This window comes from Caulobacter vibrioides OR37, from assembly GCF_000372645.1.
Lineage (GTDB): Bacteria > Pseudomonadota > Alphaproteobacteria > Caulobacterales > Caulobacteraceae > Caulobacter > Caulobacter vibrioides_E.
This window is the reverse complement of record NZ_APMP01000009.1, coordinates 91,899-108,007: the sequence shown is the minus strand read 5'-3', so window position 1 is coordinate 108,007 and position 16,109 is coordinate 91,899. Positions and strand designations below refer to the sequence as shown.

At 65.0% G+C, this 16,109-nt stretch carries 12 protein-coding genes; 11 read left to right on the top strand and 1 reads right to left on the bottom strand.

Going from position 1 to position 16,109, the window contains the following annotated elements; all coding sequences use genetic code 11:
• Positions 1 to 2: 2 nt before the first annotated feature.
• The gene (locus OR37_RS09855) at positions 3 to 1,031 is read left to right on the top strand and encodes an acyl-CoA dehydrogenase family protein (RefSeq protein WP_004618817.1); all 1,029 of its coding nucleotides are present in this window, start codon (positions 3 to 5) and stop codon (positions 1,029 to 1,031) included.
• Complete coding sequence (locus tag OR37_RS09850; protein ID WP_004618815.1) at positions 1,028 to 2,197, top strand: acyl-CoA dehydrogenase family protein; 1,170 nt, start codon at positions 1,028 to 1,030, stop codon at positions 2,195 to 2,197. Before OR37_RS09855 ends, OR37_RS09850 begins: the two co-directional genes overlap by 4 nt.
• A gap of 93 nt (positions 2,198 to 2,290) precedes the next feature.
• Here OR37_RS09850 and OR37_RS09845 read toward each other — a convergent pair whose 3' ends face one another.
• Entirely contained in the window at positions 2,291 to 3,529 is a 1,239-nt protein-coding gene (locus OR37_RS09845; protein ID WP_165570595.1) for a cytochrome P450, read from the bottom strand.
• 198 nt (positions 3,530 to 3,727) lie between these two features.
• Between OR37_RS09845 and OR37_RS09840 the strand changes: the two genes are divergently transcribed.
• The 9 genes from OR37_RS09840 (at position 3,728) to OR37_RS09800 (ending at position 16,069) form a co-directional block, all read left to right on the top strand.
• Positions 3,728 to 5,002 carry an FAS1-like dehydratase domain-containing protein gene (locus OR37_RS09840; protein ID WP_004618811.1) on the top strand — a complete coding sequence of 425 codons (1,275 nt, stop codon included), beginning with the start codon at positions 3,728 to 3,730 and terminating at the stop codon, positions 5,000 to 5,002.
• Positions 5,003 to 5,110: 108 nt separating this feature from the next.
• Positions 5,111 to 5,941 carry an SDR family NAD(P)-dependent oxidoreductase gene (locus OR37_RS09835; RefSeq protein WP_004618809.1) on the top strand — a complete coding sequence of 277 codons (831 nt, stop codon included), beginning with the start codon at positions 5,111 to 5,113 and terminating at the stop codon, positions 5,939 to 5,941.
• A gap of 30 nt (positions 5,942 to 5,971) precedes the next feature.
• On the top strand, positions 5,972 to 8,071 hold the full coding sequence (locus tag OR37_RS09830) for an acetate--CoA ligase family protein (protein ID WP_004618807.1): 2,100 nt from the start codon (positions 5,972 to 5,974) through the stop codon (positions 8,069 to 8,071).
• Complete coding sequence (locus tag OR37_RS09825; protein ID WP_004618805.1) at positions 8,068 to 8,853, top strand: thioesterase family protein; 786 nt, start codon at positions 8,068 to 8,070, stop codon at positions 8,851 to 8,853. The genes OR37_RS09830 and OR37_RS09825 overlap by 4 nt, the downstream gene beginning before the upstream one ends.
• An 81-nt stretch (positions 8,854 to 8,934) precedes the next feature.
• On the top strand, positions 8,935 to 10,422 hold the full coding sequence (locus OR37_RS09820; protein WP_235046563.1) for a class I adenylate-forming enzyme family protein: 1,488 nt from the start codon (positions 8,935 to 8,937) through the stop codon (positions 10,420 to 10,422).
• A gap of 199 nt (positions 10,423 to 10,621) precedes the next feature.
• Complete coding sequence (locus OR37_RS09815; protein ID WP_035017178.1) at positions 10,622 to 12,940, top strand: TonB-dependent receptor; 2,319 nt, start codon at positions 10,622 to 10,624, stop codon at positions 12,938 to 12,940.
• 57 nt (positions 12,941 to 12,997) lie between these two features.
• A complete protein-coding gene (locus OR37_RS09810) occupies positions 12,998 to 13,786 on the top strand; it encodes an enoyl-CoA hydratase-related protein (RefSeq protein WP_004618799.1) in 789 nt (262 codons plus the stop codon).
• A 1-nt stretch (position 13,787) separates the two neighbouring features.
• Complete coding sequence (locus tag OR37_RS09805; RefSeq protein WP_004618797.1) at positions 13,788 to 14,954, top strand: acyl-CoA dehydrogenase family protein; 1,167 nt, start codon at positions 13,788 to 13,790, stop codon at positions 14,952 to 14,954.
• Positions 14,951 to 16,069, top strand: coding sequence for an acyl-CoA dehydrogenase family protein (locus OR37_RS09800; RefSeq protein WP_004618794.1), 1,119 nt, complete (start codon positions 14,951 to 14,953; stop codon positions 16,067 to 16,069). The genes OR37_RS09805 and OR37_RS09800 overlap by 4 nt, the downstream gene beginning before the upstream one ends.
• Positions 16,070 to 16,109 lie beyond the last annotated feature (40 nt).

Below are 16,109 nucleotides of genomic sequence, written 5' to 3'. Positions count from 1 at the left end.
CGATGGTTGATCTCGTCGTTTCCGTCGAGCAGCAGCAGATTATCGACAGCGTCGCCGACTATCTCGGTTCGAAGCTGCCCGTCGCGCGACTGAGGCCCGACGCCAAGAGCCCGTCCGAGATGTCGCTCTGGTCCGAGATGGGCGCGCTGGGCTGGTTCATGATGGCCCTGCCCGAAAGCGCCGGCGGGGTCGGGCTCGGCGAGGTCGAGGAGGCCCTGGTCTTCCGCCAGTTGGGTCGCCATCTGCTCTCGCCCAACGTCATCGCCTCGGCCATCGGCGCGCGCGTGGCCGCCGCCCGGGGCCAGGCGGATCTGGCCTTGGCGATCGCCGCGGGTCGGACGCGTGTTGCCCTGGCCAATCCGATAGGCCCCGTCGCGATCGGCGAGCGTGTCGATGGTCGTTTCCAGGCTTTCGACGCCGAGGGGGCGGACTGGCTGCTGGTGCTCGACGACGCCGGCTCGGCGGCTCTGGCGCCGCGCGAGGCCATTCGTTGGCGGACCCTGTCATCGGCCATTGACGGCGTCACGCTTCACGAGGCGATTCTGGCGGGCGCACGCTGTCCCGTGGGCGCTCCGGCCACATTCGGCGGCCACGTTCTTCTGCGCCTGCTGGCGGCGTCGATGCTCGCCGGGCTCTGCGAGGGCGCGCGGGATCTGGCGTCGGAATACGCCAAGGTCCGTCAGCAGTTTGGTCAGCCCATTGGGGCTTTCCAGGCGATCAAGCACAAGTGCTCCGACATGGCGCTGCGCGCCGACGCGACAGGAGCCTTGGTTAATTTCGCCTCGATCACGGTGGCCGCGCGGCGTGATGACGCCGAGTTTCAAGCCACCGCGGCCAAACTCCTGGGTGGTCAGTACGCTCTGCTGAGCGGCAAGGAGGTGATTCAGGTCCACGGCGGGATCGGCTTCACCGTCGAGTGCGACGCCCATCATTTCCTAAAGCGCGCGCACCTCTACGACCAGATCGGTGGTGGCGTCCGTCGGCAACAACGTTTGCTGCTGGCCCAGCCGGCGCCGGAGATGGCCGCATGAATCTGGATTTCACGCCCGACGAACGCGATTTCCGCCTCCAGGTGCGTGAGTGGCTGAGAGCCAACGTGCCGACCGATCGTCGCCCCGACGACGGAGCCGAGATGCTAGCCTTTGATAAGGCGTGGCAGCGCAAGCAATTCGACGATGGCTGGGCCGGCATCAGCTGGCCCAAGGAGTACGGGGGGGCCGGCCTTTCTCTGATTCAGCAATTGATCTGGTTCGAGGAATACGCCCTGGCCGGCGGTCCCTATCTTGGCACGTTCTTCGTGGCGCTCAGCCATGCGGGACCTACCTTGATCGCGCGCGGTTCCGAGGCCCAGAAGGCGTATTATCTTCCTCGAATCCTGAAGGGCGAGACGCCGTGGTGCCAGGGCTTTTCAGAGCCTGGCGCCGGCTCGGACCTTGCTTCACTGCGCACCCGAGCGGTCGTGGATGGTGACGACCTAGTCGTCAATGGCTCGAAAATCTGGACCTCCCTAGCCAATTGGTCGAGCTATCAGGAGCTGCTTGTCCGCACCGATCCGGATAGCCGCTACGGCGGGATCACCTGGGTGATCGGCCAGATGGACCTGCCCGGCGTCTCGATCCGGCCGATCTCTTGCATGCACGGCTCGGCCGACTTCTGCGAGGTCTTCTATGACGACGTGCGGATTCCGCTAAAGAACGTCGTTGGCGGGATCAATGACGGCTGGAACGTGGCCATGGCGACGCTTGGCTTCGAGCGGGGGACCGCGGCCTTGGCCGAACAGATAGAAATGAGCAGGGTGGTCGAGGAGCTGATCGCGCTGGCCCACGAGCGGGTGGGGCCCGATGGGACAAGGCCCGCGATCCAGGACGACGAAATCGCCGCCCGGCTGGCGACGCTTCGCGCTGAAGTGGCTGCTCTGCGAGCCATGAGCTACGCGTCGATCAGCAGGGCTCAGCGCGATCTGGTCCCCGGCTCCGAGGGAACCCTGATCGCGCTGTACAACACCGAGACCTTGCAACGCATCTACCGCATGTCGACTGATTTGATGGGCCCAGACATGTTGGACCTGGACGCCAGCCCCAGCCGATGGACCACGCAGTATCTGCGTTCGATCATGCAGACGATCGCCGGCGGCACGTCCGAAATCCGTCGCAACATCATCGGCGAACGTCTGTTGGGGCTGCCGCGCGGCCGGTAGCGAGACTCTCCTCGAGGCCCCTCCCGCCTCGACAAACTCCAAAGCCGCCGTGGATGACCACGGCGGCTTCTTCTTGCTCCGTCCCTGAATCGTTCAGGCCGCCGCGGCCGCTCGCTTCCGGCCCGGGGTAAAGGTGATCGGCACGTGCTCGACCCCATAGACAATGCCCAGGCCCGGCGGTCGAACAACACCGCTTTCGTCGACCTTGAAGTCGGGTAGGCGTTTGAGAACGGTCTCGAACGCCACGCGCATTTCTAGCTTGGCGACGTTTATGCCTAGGCAAAGATGCGATCCGACGCCGAAAGTCAGATGGCGGATCGGTCCGCGATCGAACCGCACCTCGTGAGGATCGGGAAAGGCCTCCGGATCGTGATTGGCGGCGGGCCAAGCCAAGTAGACCTTATCGCCCTTGGCGATCTTCACGCCCGATATTTCTGTGTCGACCATCGCTGTACGGAACAGCCCCTGCTGGGGAGTGACCCAGCGCAGGAACTCGTCGACCGCGCTTGGGATAAGCTCGGGATCGTCGATCAGCTGTTGCCGCTTATCGGGGTTCTTGGAGAGGTAGATGAAGCTATTGCCCATCGCGGCCAAGGTGGTGTCGAAGCCGCCGTCGAGCAGGAGTTCGACCATGCCCATCAATTCCGCGTCGGTGAGCTTCTTGCCCTCGAACTCCAGGCTGAGCAGATAGGGAATGACCTTCTCGTCCGGCGCGCCGCTCGGGTCGGTCTTCTGACGTTCGATCTCGGCCGCGAGGATACGGCTGGCTTCGCCGCGACGCAGGATGCCGCTGGGATCATCCTTGCCGTGGCCGACCGCGGCGATGACCGGCTCCGACAACTCGTACCAGCGCTCCATAGGCAGGCCGGTGATGTGCATGATGAACTTGGCCGTCAGCGGGTGGCCCAGCTGGGTCTGCAGATCAGCCTTTCCGGTCTCGATGAACCCGTCGACCATGTCATCGACGAGGTCGCGCATCCAGGGCTCGAGCGTCTTAAGCCAGCGAACCGTGAAAAACCTCGCCAGGATGTTGCGATAGAAGAAGGCGCGCGGCGGATCGATCGAAATCGGCAGACGGAGCATCTGATCCGCTGGGAGGCCTGGAACCGTGATGCCGGGCTCGCTGCTGAACGTGACGTCGTCCTTGGCCACGGCGGCTATATCCTCGTAGCGCGTCAGGATGTGGAAACCGTCCCAGGCATCGGTGCGCGAGACCGGACAGCGAGCGCGCAGATCGTCGAAGATCGCCTCGCGATGCGCCCCGAATTCGGCGGCGTGGTGATTGAAGTTCGCATTGAACGCCTGAGCGTCGAAAGGGCGCGCTGAAGACACTTCCATCCCTCGTTTCTGCATTTTCAGCATATAGTGCACCGATTGTCCGGAATGGCAATCCGCCGGCATCGAGGTCGTGCTTTGGGATGGTGACTTTAAATCAAAAGGCAGGCTCGGAGGCAGCGGTTACGGCGCCTTGCAGTGACAACTTAAACAGGATACTATTTTATCAAAGACAATGAGAATGGGGAGGGCGCGATGACGGACATCGCGGAAAGCGAAGAGTGGCGTAAGGCCACGAGCTACCAGATCACGGACGAGGATATAGCCCGCGCCCAGAGCCAAGTGGGCTTCTATGACGCCGCTCGCGAGCGCGAGTACATTCAGACGGCGACCTCTGACAATATCCGCAACTTCGCTCACGGCTGTGGCAACGACAACCCGCTATTCTGCGACCCCGAATATGGCCGAGGGACACGGTGGGGCTCGGTGATCGCGCCAGGCATGATGGCCGGCGTCATCAATTCGCCCATGCGCGGCGAGCCCACTCCAGACCACATCAAGGCCGCTCGCAAGAGCCTGTTCCGCGGCATTCACGTTTTCGTCTCGGGATCTAAGTGGGATTGGTACCGGCCGATCCATCCCGGCGACACACTTTTCAGCTTCTATGGGGACGAGAGCGTCGAAGCCAAGGACTCGGAGTTCGCCGGCCGATCGGTGATCCGGGTTCGTCGCGAGGTGAAGGTCAACCAGCGGGGCGAGGTGGTCGCCGTCTATCGGGTGCTGATGGTGCTCACCGAGCGGAAGACAGCCGCCAAGAAGGGCAAGTACAGCGCTCTGGAGCCGGCCACCTACACCGAAGACGATATCGCGGCGATCGACGCGATTTACGAAGCCGAACAGGTGCAGGGCGCGACCCCGAGAGACTTTGGCGCGGTGGCGGTCGGCGACAGCCTCGGCGTCATGGCCAAGGGGCCGCTCACGGTGACCGACGTCGTATGCTTCCACGCTGGCGGCTACGGATTCGTGCCCTATGCGCCCACGGTGGGCCGTCTAGCCTACAAGAACCGCAAGCGTATTCCGCCCTTCTACATCAAGAACGAATACGGCGTGCCCGACGTCGCCCAGCGTCTTCACTGGGATCCCAAATGGGCGCAGGCGATCGGCAATCCCATGGCCTACGACTATGGGGTGATGCGCGAAAACTACCTCTACCACTATCTCACTGACTGGTGCGGCGATGACGGCGTCGTGCTCGGTCTCCACGACGAGATTCGCAAGTTCAACTACATGGGTGATCTTCAGAAGATCACGGGCGAGGTGACGGCCAAGCGTGAAGAAAACGGTCAGGGCCTTGTCGATGTCGCCGTGCGCTTCACCAACCAACGCGGCGAGGAGACCGTCAAGGCGACGGCCACGATCGCCTTGCCGCTCAATGGCAAGCTCCCGCTTTATCCGCCGGTTCCAGAGGCGCTGGCCCAGGACGCCGCGCGCATGATGGCCAACCATTGGCGATTGTCGGCGCGACGCTGAGCCCGGCCCGACATCGTCCGGAAAATATCCCATAGCGCGCCTCGGCCAGCGGAAGGTTCATTCGCGCCTGATCCGCGGGGCCAGCGTGAGAGGCGAGGAAGGAACGCCATGTCGATATCGCTCAGTGGACGCACCGTCCTTGTAACCGGCGTCAGCTCCGGCCTTGGCGAGGGCGTGGCCAGGGTCTTCGCCGCTCTAGGGGCGCGGGTGATCGGCGTGGCCCGGCGGGCCGACAAGGGGCGGGCGCTCGCCTGGGACATCGAGCGCAGCGGTGGTTCCATGTGGTTCGTGCCGGGCGACATCACCGATCCTGCCTGCCGCCAAGCGGCGATCGATGCGTGCCTGGCGCGCTCAGGGCGGTTGGACATTCTGATCAACAATGCCGGAGTGAGCGGCGTCCTGGCGGCCGTTGGCGACTATCCCGCCGCGGATTGGAGCCGAACGGTCGATCTCAATCTCACCGCGGCGTTCCACCTCTGTCAGCTCGCCGTGCCGCTAATGAGCGCTCAGGGCGACGGCGTTATTCTCAACATCGCCTCGATCAACGCCAGGTTCGGCGTCACCAAGATGGCGGCCTATTGTGCGTCCAAGGCCGGTCTTGTTCACCTGACCAAGGTGATCGCCGCGGAAGGCGTGGCCAATAACGTGCGGGCCAACGCCATAATCTTGGGTGGCGTCCTTTCAGAGATGAATGTCGCCACCACGATCGCCATGGCCAAGTCCGCCGCCGGCGCCGATCGTGAACCGAGCGCCGAGGCGCTCGACCGGTACGCGGGGCTCATGATGAAGCCCGAGGAGGTGGCTGTCAGTCTCGCGGCGCTTTGCGTCCCCGAGGCGCGCATGATCACGGGCTCGGAGATCGCGATCGACCGGGCCCTGACCGCCGGGGCGGCCGCCAGCGCCCTCATTCACGGCGGCGCCGCCGCCTTGCTCGACTAGGCCAATGACCCGCTTTCATGGAGACCTTGGATGACCGCGCTGGACCTCACGCAACTGCTTCGACCGCGAAGCGTCGCGATCATCGGCGCGTCGGATAAGAACCCCTGGGGGGCGATGGCGCTGAGGGTCCTCAAGCAGATGGACTTCTCCGGGCCGGTCCATCTGGTCAACCGGCGGGGCGGCGAGGTTCTGGGGCGCCGGAGCGTGACCTCCGCCAGGGCCATCCAGGAACCCGTTGACGCGGCTTTCGTGGTCGTGCCGGCGTCGGGTCTGGCGGAGGCGATCGAGGACATGGCCGCCGCGGGTATCCGACACGGCGCCATCGTGACGTCCGGCTTCGCCGAGGTCGGCGACGAGGGCGCCGCGCAACAGGCCAGGATCTTCGCGCGAGCCGAGGACCTTGGCCTGACCCTGTTGGGACCCAATAGCCTAGGCTTCCTCAATTTCGTCGATCGCGTCGGCGTGGGAACTCTGCCCGTGACCACACCGCTTCTGGCCGATCCGAGGGTGGGCTTGGTCAGCCAGAGCGGCGCCACCGCGGGCATCCTCAGCCGGGCCGCAAACAAGACCAACGTATCGCTGAGCTATTCGGTGGCCCTGGGCAATGAGGCGCGGGTTGGTCTGTCGGACGTCGTCGAGTTCCTCGTCGACGACGCGACGACGCGATCGATCGCCGTGTTCGCCGAGTCTATCCGAGATCCAGCCCGTTTTCTCGGCGTCGCCCGCAAGGCTCTCGCCGCGCGCAAGCCAATCGTGATGCTGAAGGTCGGGGTCGGGGAATTGGCCGCGGCGGTGGCTCAGGCCCATACCGGCGCGTTGGTCGGCGACAACAAAATCTTCGAAGCGGCCTGTCGTGAATACGGCGTCGTGCGGGTCGACACCCTCGAAGAGCTGCTCCACACCGCCGACTTCCTCGCCTATGCCGGCGTGTTGCCCGACGCCAAGTTCGCGGTCGCGTCTATCTCGGGTGGGGCCTGCGAGATGATCGCCGACCGCGGCGACGATCACGGCGTTCCCTTCGCTCGCTTCGACGCGGCCACGACCGCGCGGGTGAAGGCCGAGTTGCCGGACTTCGGCGCGGCGCATAACCCGCTCGACATCACCGGCGCGGCCATGTCGGATCCGGATCTCTTCCGACGCTCGATCGCGGCCATCGCCCCCGACCCGCAGGTCGGCCTGATTGGTGTCTGCTTCGAGGCGCCGGCGGCCGAAGAAGACGTGTCGCCGGTGACCCGGCCGGCCATCGGGGCCATCGCCAAGGGCCTTAACGAGGCGGGCGTCAAAGGCTTTCTCTTGCAGCAAACCTATCAGCCGATCACGCCGTTCGCGCGCCAACTGGCGGCCGAGGCGGGGCTGCCGTACATCGCCAGCGGCCTTGGTCACACCATGCGGTCCGTCGGCGCGGCGTTCGCCTGGTCGCGGCTTGCCCGCGAGGGACTTCCCAAGGCGCCGCCGGCGCCGGCGCCGATCGTCGCGCGCCCCATCACCGAACGCGAAACCCTTGACGTTCTCGCGGCCTCGGGCGTTCCGGTGGTGCCGGCGAGGATCGCGCGCTCTCGGGCCGAGGCTGAGGCCGCGGCTCGAGAGATCGCGGAGCCGGTCGTCCTGAAGATCCTGTCGCCGGATATCCAGCACAAGACCGAAGTCGGTGGCGTCCAGTTGAACCTGGTGGGCCAGGAGACCGTCGGCGACGCCTACGAGGCCATGATGGCCCGTGTCGCGGCGGTCAGGCCGACGGCGCATATCGAAGGCGTCATCGTTTCTCCAATGCGCGAGGGCGGCTTGGAGCTGTTCGTCGGCGTGGCGCGCGACCCGACATGGGGTCTGGCGATCGCCGTCGGCCTCGGCGGCGTTTTCGTGGAGCTGCTCCATGACACAAGTCTGCGCCTGCTTCCGGTGCGTCCGGAAATGGTCAAGACCATGCTAGGGGAGCTCCGGGGAGCGAAGGTCCTGGCCGGCTATCGCGGCGGACCGCCGGTAGATGTCGATGCGGTGGCTAGGGCCGTCGCGGCGATCGGCGACGCGGCGATCGCCTTGGGCCCCGATCTGGCGTCGCTCGAGATTAATCCTCTCTGGGTCGACGGTGACAGGATCGAGTGCCTGGACGCCCTGGCGGTTTGGACGGCATGAGCGCGCCGCCCAATTTCTTCTATGAGGCCGAAGGAGAGGGTTTCGCGCCGAGCAGCCTGGTTCCCGGCCCGTGGAATCCCGCCCATCAGGGGGGTGTCCCCCTGGCGGGATTGGTTGCGCATTTGGTCGAGGACATCCCCACGACGGGCCCGATGATCATAGCCCGGCTGGTGATCGACATCCTGCGGCCGACGCCGATGGACGTGATCGTTCCCCGCAGCCGGATCGTCCGGGAAGGGCGCCGGCTGCAATGGAGCGAGGTGGAACTGTTCGTCGATGGCCAGGTGACGGTTCGCGCCGCCGCCATGCGCGTCCGAGTGGCCGAGGGGCCGGTCTCGCCCGGAATGGCGTCGCCACAGCCGCTCCAGCCGCCGCCCGCCCAAGGTCCTGGCTTGCTGGCCGAGCGCTCGCGTCTGCGCCATTTGGCCGACACGCGGCTGATCAGCGGCGGCCTGGAGAAGAAGGGACCGGGAGAGGTCTGGGTGAAGCTCGATGGCGAGGTGGTGCGCGGCAAGCCCGCCTCGCCCCTGGCGCGGGCGGCCATGGCCGCGGACTTCGGCAGCGGGCTCTCGGCCTTCGTCGATTGGCGAGAATGGTCGTTCGCCAATGTTGATATCACGCTGCATCTGGCGCGCGCGCCGCGAGGCGACTGGCTGAAGCTGCAGGCGAGGTCTCTAAGTGCTGGCGAGGGCGTGGCCGTGGTGGATGGCGATCTCTGGGATCTTCACGGACCGGTCGGCAAGACCCACCAGACCCTGTTTTTGGAGCGGCAAGCCCGATGAGCGCTCAAAGGCCCCACTCAAAGGCCTTTTGACCTGAAAAGGGGTGAGGACATGGCGAGTTTACGCGAAACGATCGAGGGCGTGCTGGCGGTGGATCCCGAGGCCGCCGCCGTGGAAAGCGACGGACAGTGGTGGTCGTGGGGCGACTTGTCGCGCGTCAAGAGGCAGTTCGAAACGGCGCTGGAGGCCGCGGGATTGGGAGCTGGCGTCCGCATCGGCGCGATGCTCCGCAACCAGCCGGCCTGCGCGGCCGTCCTGGCCGCCATCGTGTCGGGCGACAGATGCGTCGTGACGCTCAATCCCGGTCTGCCTGACGAAAAGCTCGCCGCGGATATCGCGAACCTAGGATTGCCCGTGGTCGTCGGCTGCGCGCGGGATTGGGACCGACCGGCGGTCATGAGCGCCGCGAAGCAGGCGGGGGTTCTCGGCATCCTTCTGCCGGACTCGCCCGGCGAGGCCGTCCGCCTTGTCGAAGGTCTGGAGCGCGTTACGACCGCCGAAGTTCGCGAAGCGCCGGGCATCGCCATCGAAATGCTGACCAGCGGCACCACCGGCGTTCCCAAGCGTATTCCGCTCAAGACTCGGCTGTTCGAGAAGATGCTCAATGACTCGGCGATCTACGAGCGTGATCGTCAGGGCGACGACACTCCCCGGCTCCGCAAGGGGATCAATTTCGTCATGATCCCCTTCGCCCATATGGGCGGCGTCTGGAGCGTCATGAACACCCTCGTCAGCGGCCGGCAGATGTTCATGCTCGAGAAGTTCGCGATCGCCCCCTTCGTCGAGGGCCTCCGCCGACACCGCCCACGCGTGTTGGGCACGCCGCCGGCCATCCTGCGCATGGTGCTGGACGCGGGCGTGTCGCCGGATGATCTGCGGAGCGTCAAGGCTTGGCGCACCTCGACCGCGCCGCTCGATCCGGACACCGCGGACGCCTTCTTCGCGCGCTATGGGATTCCGGTGCTCCAGGTCTATGGCGCGACCGAGTTCGCCGGCGGCGTGGCCGGGTGGACGCTGGACGACTTCCATGCCCACGGAAGTCGCAAGCGTGGGTCGGTCGGACGGCTCAATCCCGGGATCCAGGGCCGGATTCTCGACCCGGAAACCCGCGCGCCCCTGCCGGCTGGAGCCGAAGGCGTGCTGTCGTTACGCGCGGGGCACCTAGGCGATGGTCAGGCCTGGATCGACACGACCGACCGCGCGGTGCTCGACGAGGACGGCTTTCTGTTCATCAAGGGGCGCTACGACAACGCCATCATCCGCGGCGGTTTCAAGATCATGCCTGACGACGTCGTGCGGGCGATCGAGCAGCATCCCGCCGTCCTGGAGGCGGCCGTAGGCTCGATACCCGATGATCGACTGGGCGAACTTCCCGTGGCGGCTTACATCGTCAGAGCAGGGCAGGCGGCTCCCTCGGACGAGGACCTGAAGGCCTTCTTGCGCGAGCGGCTTTCGTCCTACCAGGTGCCCGTCGAAATTCGGCCGGTGGCGGAGCTGCCCCGCACCGTCTCGATGAAGGTCAGCGCGCTGGCGCTGCGCGAAATGTTCGCTGGGACGGCTAGGCCTTGAGACGCCCCCGGATCAGGGCGTCACAAGCCGGCTAGGCGCGCGCCTAGCGAAAGTGAACGCCGTTAGGTGTGGCGGGGGAGCCTCACTAACCCCCAATTTAGTGCACTGATTTTATCTTGGCTTGGCGCCCGCGAAAAATAGTATACTCCTTTTCTATAAAATAAGGATCAGGGAGGTTTGTATGCGTAGAAACTCGACGATGTCGGGCGCGACCGCTGTGCTGCTCGGTCTGGGCGCCTATGTCGCCGCGCCGTCCCTCGCGCAGGCCAGGCAGGCTTCGTCGCCCGCGGCCGAACCCTCGACAAGCATAGCGGAGGTCATCGTCACCGCCCGCCGGACAGAGGAAAATCTGCAGGACGTGCCTCTGACGGTAACGGCCATGTCGCCGAAAATTCTCGCCGAGAGGGCGGTCAACGACGTCTACGCCCTGCAGATGGCCACCCCTTCGCTGCAGGTTCAGGGCACCCAGTCGGAGGGCCGGGCCTCCGGTAGCTATGTCATCCACGGTCAGAAGGCCGCCGGCGACGATGCGCCGCCCGGGGTCGTGGCCTATCTCAACGAAGTGCCGGTGTTCGGCGCCGAAATCGCCCGGTCGTTCTTCGACATCAACAACGTCCAGGTCCTGAAGGGGCCGCAAGGCACGCTGTTTGGACGCAATACAAACGGTGGCGCGATCCTTTTCGAAAGCGTGGCTCCGAGCGCCCATTTCGAAGGCTACGCCACAGGCCGGATCGGCAATCTCAACGAGCGTTACGGCGAGGCGGCGATCAATATTCCGCTGAGTGACAAGGTCTCTCTGCGGGCGGCCGGAAATATCGAGCGGCGGGATGGTTTCACCAAGAACACCGAGGGGGCCGATCTAGACAATCTCAACTATGAGAACGCCCGGATTTCGCTGCGCGTGCAGCCCAACGACGTCGTCGACAACAAACTGGTGGTCAACTACAGCCACAGCAACGAGCGCGGTCCCGCCTATATCCTCTCTGACCTAGCGCCGTGCTCCTCGCCGCCGGCAATGTCGTGCATCTTCCCCGCCGCGACGTCGCAGTTCGCCGCCCAACAGGCATTGGGCATACGAAAGGTGGCGCTGAGCACGCCCGGATATATCGAGATCAAAGCCTACGGGGTTTCGAACACCACCACGTTCCAGCTGGACAATCTGACCATCAAGAATGTCTTCGGCTATCACGACGCCAAGTTCCAGGGTCACGACGACTATGACGGCATCGACTCCACGGGCTTGACCGTTGAGTACGCCCGTCATGCCAAGCAACTGAGCGAGGAACTCCAGGTGCAGGGCTCGCTTCTGGACGACCGCCTGCGCCTGATTGGGGGCGCCTTCTATCTCGACACCTCCGAGGATCCGTTCAAGGGGCGCACGGCGATGGGCGGGACCAGCGTCGGCTATGTCGATTTCCCCGCCTTCTTCGTGAACCCGCAGTACACCCATCGCGAAGAGACCAGCAAAGCCCTATTCGCCCAGGCCAGCTACAAGCTGACCGACACACTCACCGTGACGGGCGGCTATCGTTATACCTGGGACGAAACCGAGCTGCACGATTCCCAGTATCGCGTGTTCTTCCCCGGAACGGTGCTGCTGCCGTTCACGCCGCCGGCGACAGGCTTCAGCGCGTGCTCGCTGCTGGCCGCTCCGATCTCCCCCGGGGTTACGGTGGACACGACAAACTGCATGCGCTCGGCCAGCGCCAAGTTCGCGGCGGGCAACTATATCGCCAGCATGGATTGGAAGCCGACCGAGGGCGTCCTGCTCTACACATCGTTCCGCCACGGATATAAGTCCGGAGGTTTCAATTCGACTTCGAGCTATTCCGGGCCAGGGCTGATTTTCCAGCCTGAAAAACTGAACGATCTGGAGGTCGGCTTCAAAACCCAGCACCGCTTCGGCGACGTGGACGTCCGCTTCAACGGATCGGGCTTCCACGACTGGTACGATGGTCTGCAACTGACCAACGTGGTCGTCGATCCGACGGCAGGCCCTCAATCGCTTACACAGACCATCGGTAAGGCCAAGCTCTGGGGCGGCGAGGGCGAACTGATCGTCATTCCAGTCCGCAATCTCACGCTCAACGCGACCGTCAGCTATTTCGACGGTAAGTTCACCCAAGGTACGATCATCGGCACCAACAACATGCCAGTGAACCTAGCCGGGGTGCGTTACAATTCACAACCAAAGCTCACCTATACTCTAAACGCCTCCTACGGCCTTGATACGGACTTTGGTCGGCTCACCCCGTCGGTTTTCTATAGCTGGCGTCAGGGCTTCTACTTCACTTACGAGAAGTCGCCCGGCAACTTCATCAGTTCATACGGCCTGCTGAACGCGCGCATCGACTTGGCCAATGTCGCCGGATCGAACGTCAACCTGGCGCTCTATGGCAAGAATCTCACAAACAAGGCCTACGCGCAGACGGTGAATCTGGGCCAAGCCTTCGGCTACCTGTCGCGCTTCTATGGCGAACCCCGGATCTTCGGTCTCGAGGCGACCGTCAAGTTCTAACCGGAAAGCGGTCGCCGCGACCTTCGTGGAGCGTGGCGACCGCCTGGAGTTCATTTCATGACCGATGTAGCCGCTCCGGCGGTGCTGATCGAGCGCCCCGCGCCCTTCGTCATGCGCGCGACCCTCAACCGTCCGGCTGTCCGCAACGCAGTGAACGGCGAGGTCGCCCAACGCTTGGAGGCCGCGGTGGACGAGGCCGAAGCCGATCCGGAGGTTCGGGTCGCTATCCTCGCGGCCGCCGGCGACAAGAGCTTCTGCGCGGGCGCGGACCTAGCCGTGGCCGCGAGCGGACGAGGCCATGAACTGTCGACAGCGCGTGGCGGCTTCGCCGGCTTCGTGCGCGCAAAGCGCTCGAAGCCCTGGATCGCGGCGGTCAATTCCAACGCCCTGGGTGGCGGGCTGGAGCTTTGCTTGGCCTGCGATATGGTTGTCGCGGCCCGCGCGGCGCGCTTTGGGCTTCCGGAAGTCAAGCGCGGCATCTTCGCCGGCGCCGGAGGCGTCTTCCGACTGCCCCGCGCCATTCCCCGCGCCGTGGCCATGGAGCTGATCGCGACCGGAGAGTCCATTGGGGCCGATCATGCCTTTACCCTAGGCCTTGTTAATCGCGTGGTGGACGACTCGCTGCTCATGGCGGAGGCCTTGACCCTGGCGAGCTTGGTCGCAGCCAACGCCCCGCTGTCGGTCCGCGAATCCCTGACCCTGGCGCGACAGGCCGATCAGCTGGACGAGGAAGAACTCTGGACGCTCAGCCAGGCCGCCGGACGGAGGATCGCGGCGAGCGACGACGCGCGCGAGGGGCCGCGCGCCTTTCTCGAAAAGCGCGCGCCCAATTGGAGCGGGGGCTAGGATGGATCTCGGCTTCGGTTCACGGTTCGACGATTTCCGGTCCGAAGTGGCCGCCTTCGTCGGGGCCCACTGGCCGCCTCCTGGCGGCGATCCTAAGGATCCGGTCGCCCAGCGCGCCTTTCGGGACGCGGCGATCGCCGCGGGCTATTATGCCCGCGGGGTTCCAAAGCGCTATGGCGGATCCGAGCAGCCCCCGGACATGGTTCGGGGAGAGATCATCCGCCAAGAGGTGCGCCGCGCCCGAGCGCCCGCCGAGGTGCGGGATGGCGGCATCACCCTGCTCATTCCGACATTGCTTGAGTGGGGGACCGAGGCCCAGAAGGAGACCTTCATCCCCAAAACGCTGGCGGGAGAATATCGCTGGGCGCAGGGCTTTTCGGAGCCGGGCGCGGGCTCGGACCTCGCGGCCTTGCGGACCCGCGCCGAGCTGGTTGGCGATAACTGGGTGATCAACGGTCAGAAGATCTGGAGCAGCTACGCGCACCGCGCCGACTTCATGTTCGCGCTGGTGCGCACCGAGCCCGACGCGCCAAAACACGAGGGTATCTCCTACCTTATCATCGATTTGCGCCAGCCTGGCGTGACGATCCGTCCCTTACGCCAGATGACGCGGCGGTCGGAGTTCTGCGAGGTTTTCTTCGACAACGCCCGGACGCCGGCCGACTGGATCGTCGGCGGTCGCGGGCAGGGCTGGCGTGTCTCCCGGTCGACCCTCAAGCATGAACGCGGATCGCTGGGCGGGGTGACCTGGGTGGAGTCGATGCTACGCGATCTCGTGAAACTGGCGCGCGAGACGACGCATGACGGACGACCCGCCATTCTCGACCCTTGTATTCGCGCCGAGCTGGCCGCCATCGAAGGTGCGGCGATGGCGCTCACCTATTCGACCTATCGATCCGCATCCATGAACGCGCATGGGCAAGATCCTGGGCTGTTCTCGACCATGGCCAAGATCTCCAGCACCGATCTGGCCCAACGCATCGCCAAGCTTGCGCGCGACATCCTTAAGGACGACCTTCTCGACATGTCCGGACCGCACGGCAAGTGGACCGAACGTTTCATGGTCTCGTTGTCGATGGCGATCGCGGGCGGCACGTCCAACATCCAGCGCAACATTATCGCCGAGCGGGGCCTTGGCCTGCCGCGCGACATCACGAGCGCCCCATGAACTTCCTGCTTTCGGAGGAACAGCGGATCCTGCAGGATCGGCTGGGCGAACTTATCGAAGCGACCTGTCCCTTACGGCGGGTTCACGAAGTGCTCGACGGCGGGGTCGCGTTTGATAAGGACCTCTGGGCAAAACTGATCGATTTCGGCGTCGCTGGCATGATCCTGCCCGAGGCGGCGGGCGGCTTGGGCCTTGAGATGATCGATCTGGCCCTGGTGGCGGAAACTCTTGGCGCGGCGCTCGCGCCCGTCCCTTTCCTGGGACAGGCTCTTGCTGGCCTGGCGATCGCGCGCGGCGGCGATGCCGATCAGCGGGCGCGTTGGCTTCCCGCGATCGCCTCCGGGGAAATCCTCGCGACCGTAGCGCTGGCGGAAGAGGCAGTACGCTGGTCGTCGCGGGCCTGGACGCTGTCACCCCGCGACGGACGGCTTAGCGGCGTCAAGACGCTTGTTCCCCACGGCACGGAGGCGGACCTCTTCGTGGTCGGCACGGCGAACGGCGGGCTTTGCGTGGTCGAGCGGGGGGGCGGAGTAACCTGCGAGCGAATCGACGGCGCCGATCGCACGCGCCCCCTGGATCGGGTGTCTTTCGTGGACGTCCGGGCTCATCCGCTCAAGGGCGAGCTCGATGCCGCTGAACGCCTCGTCGACGCGGCTTGCGTCCTGTTGGCGGCCGATGCGTTCGGCGGCGCGCGGCGGTGTGTGGCGATGTCGGTCGACTATGCCAAGCTTCGCGAGCAATTCGGCGTTCCGATTGGTTCGTTCCAGGGGCTGAAGCACCAACTGGCCGAGATGGCTCTGGCCGTCGAACCCGGCCGTGGCCTTTTCTGGTACGCGGCCCACGCCATCGATCATCTGCCGGAAAAAGCCGCCCACGCCGCCGCCCAGGCCAAGGCACACCTTTGCGATGGCTATCTCCAGGCCGCGCGCGACACGGTGGAGGCCCATGGCGGCATCGGCTTTACCTGGGAGCACGATGCGCATCTGTTTCTGAAGCGCGCGATGTTCGACTGGGCGTGGATGGGCGACCCTCGACACCATCGTCTGCGCGCCGCGGATCTGGCCGGCTGGTCATCTGGACTCCGCCTCGACAATCAGTATACCTTTTCTATCTGACGAGGGCGCGCGCGGGCGCGGGCGCCGACCGTCCAATAGT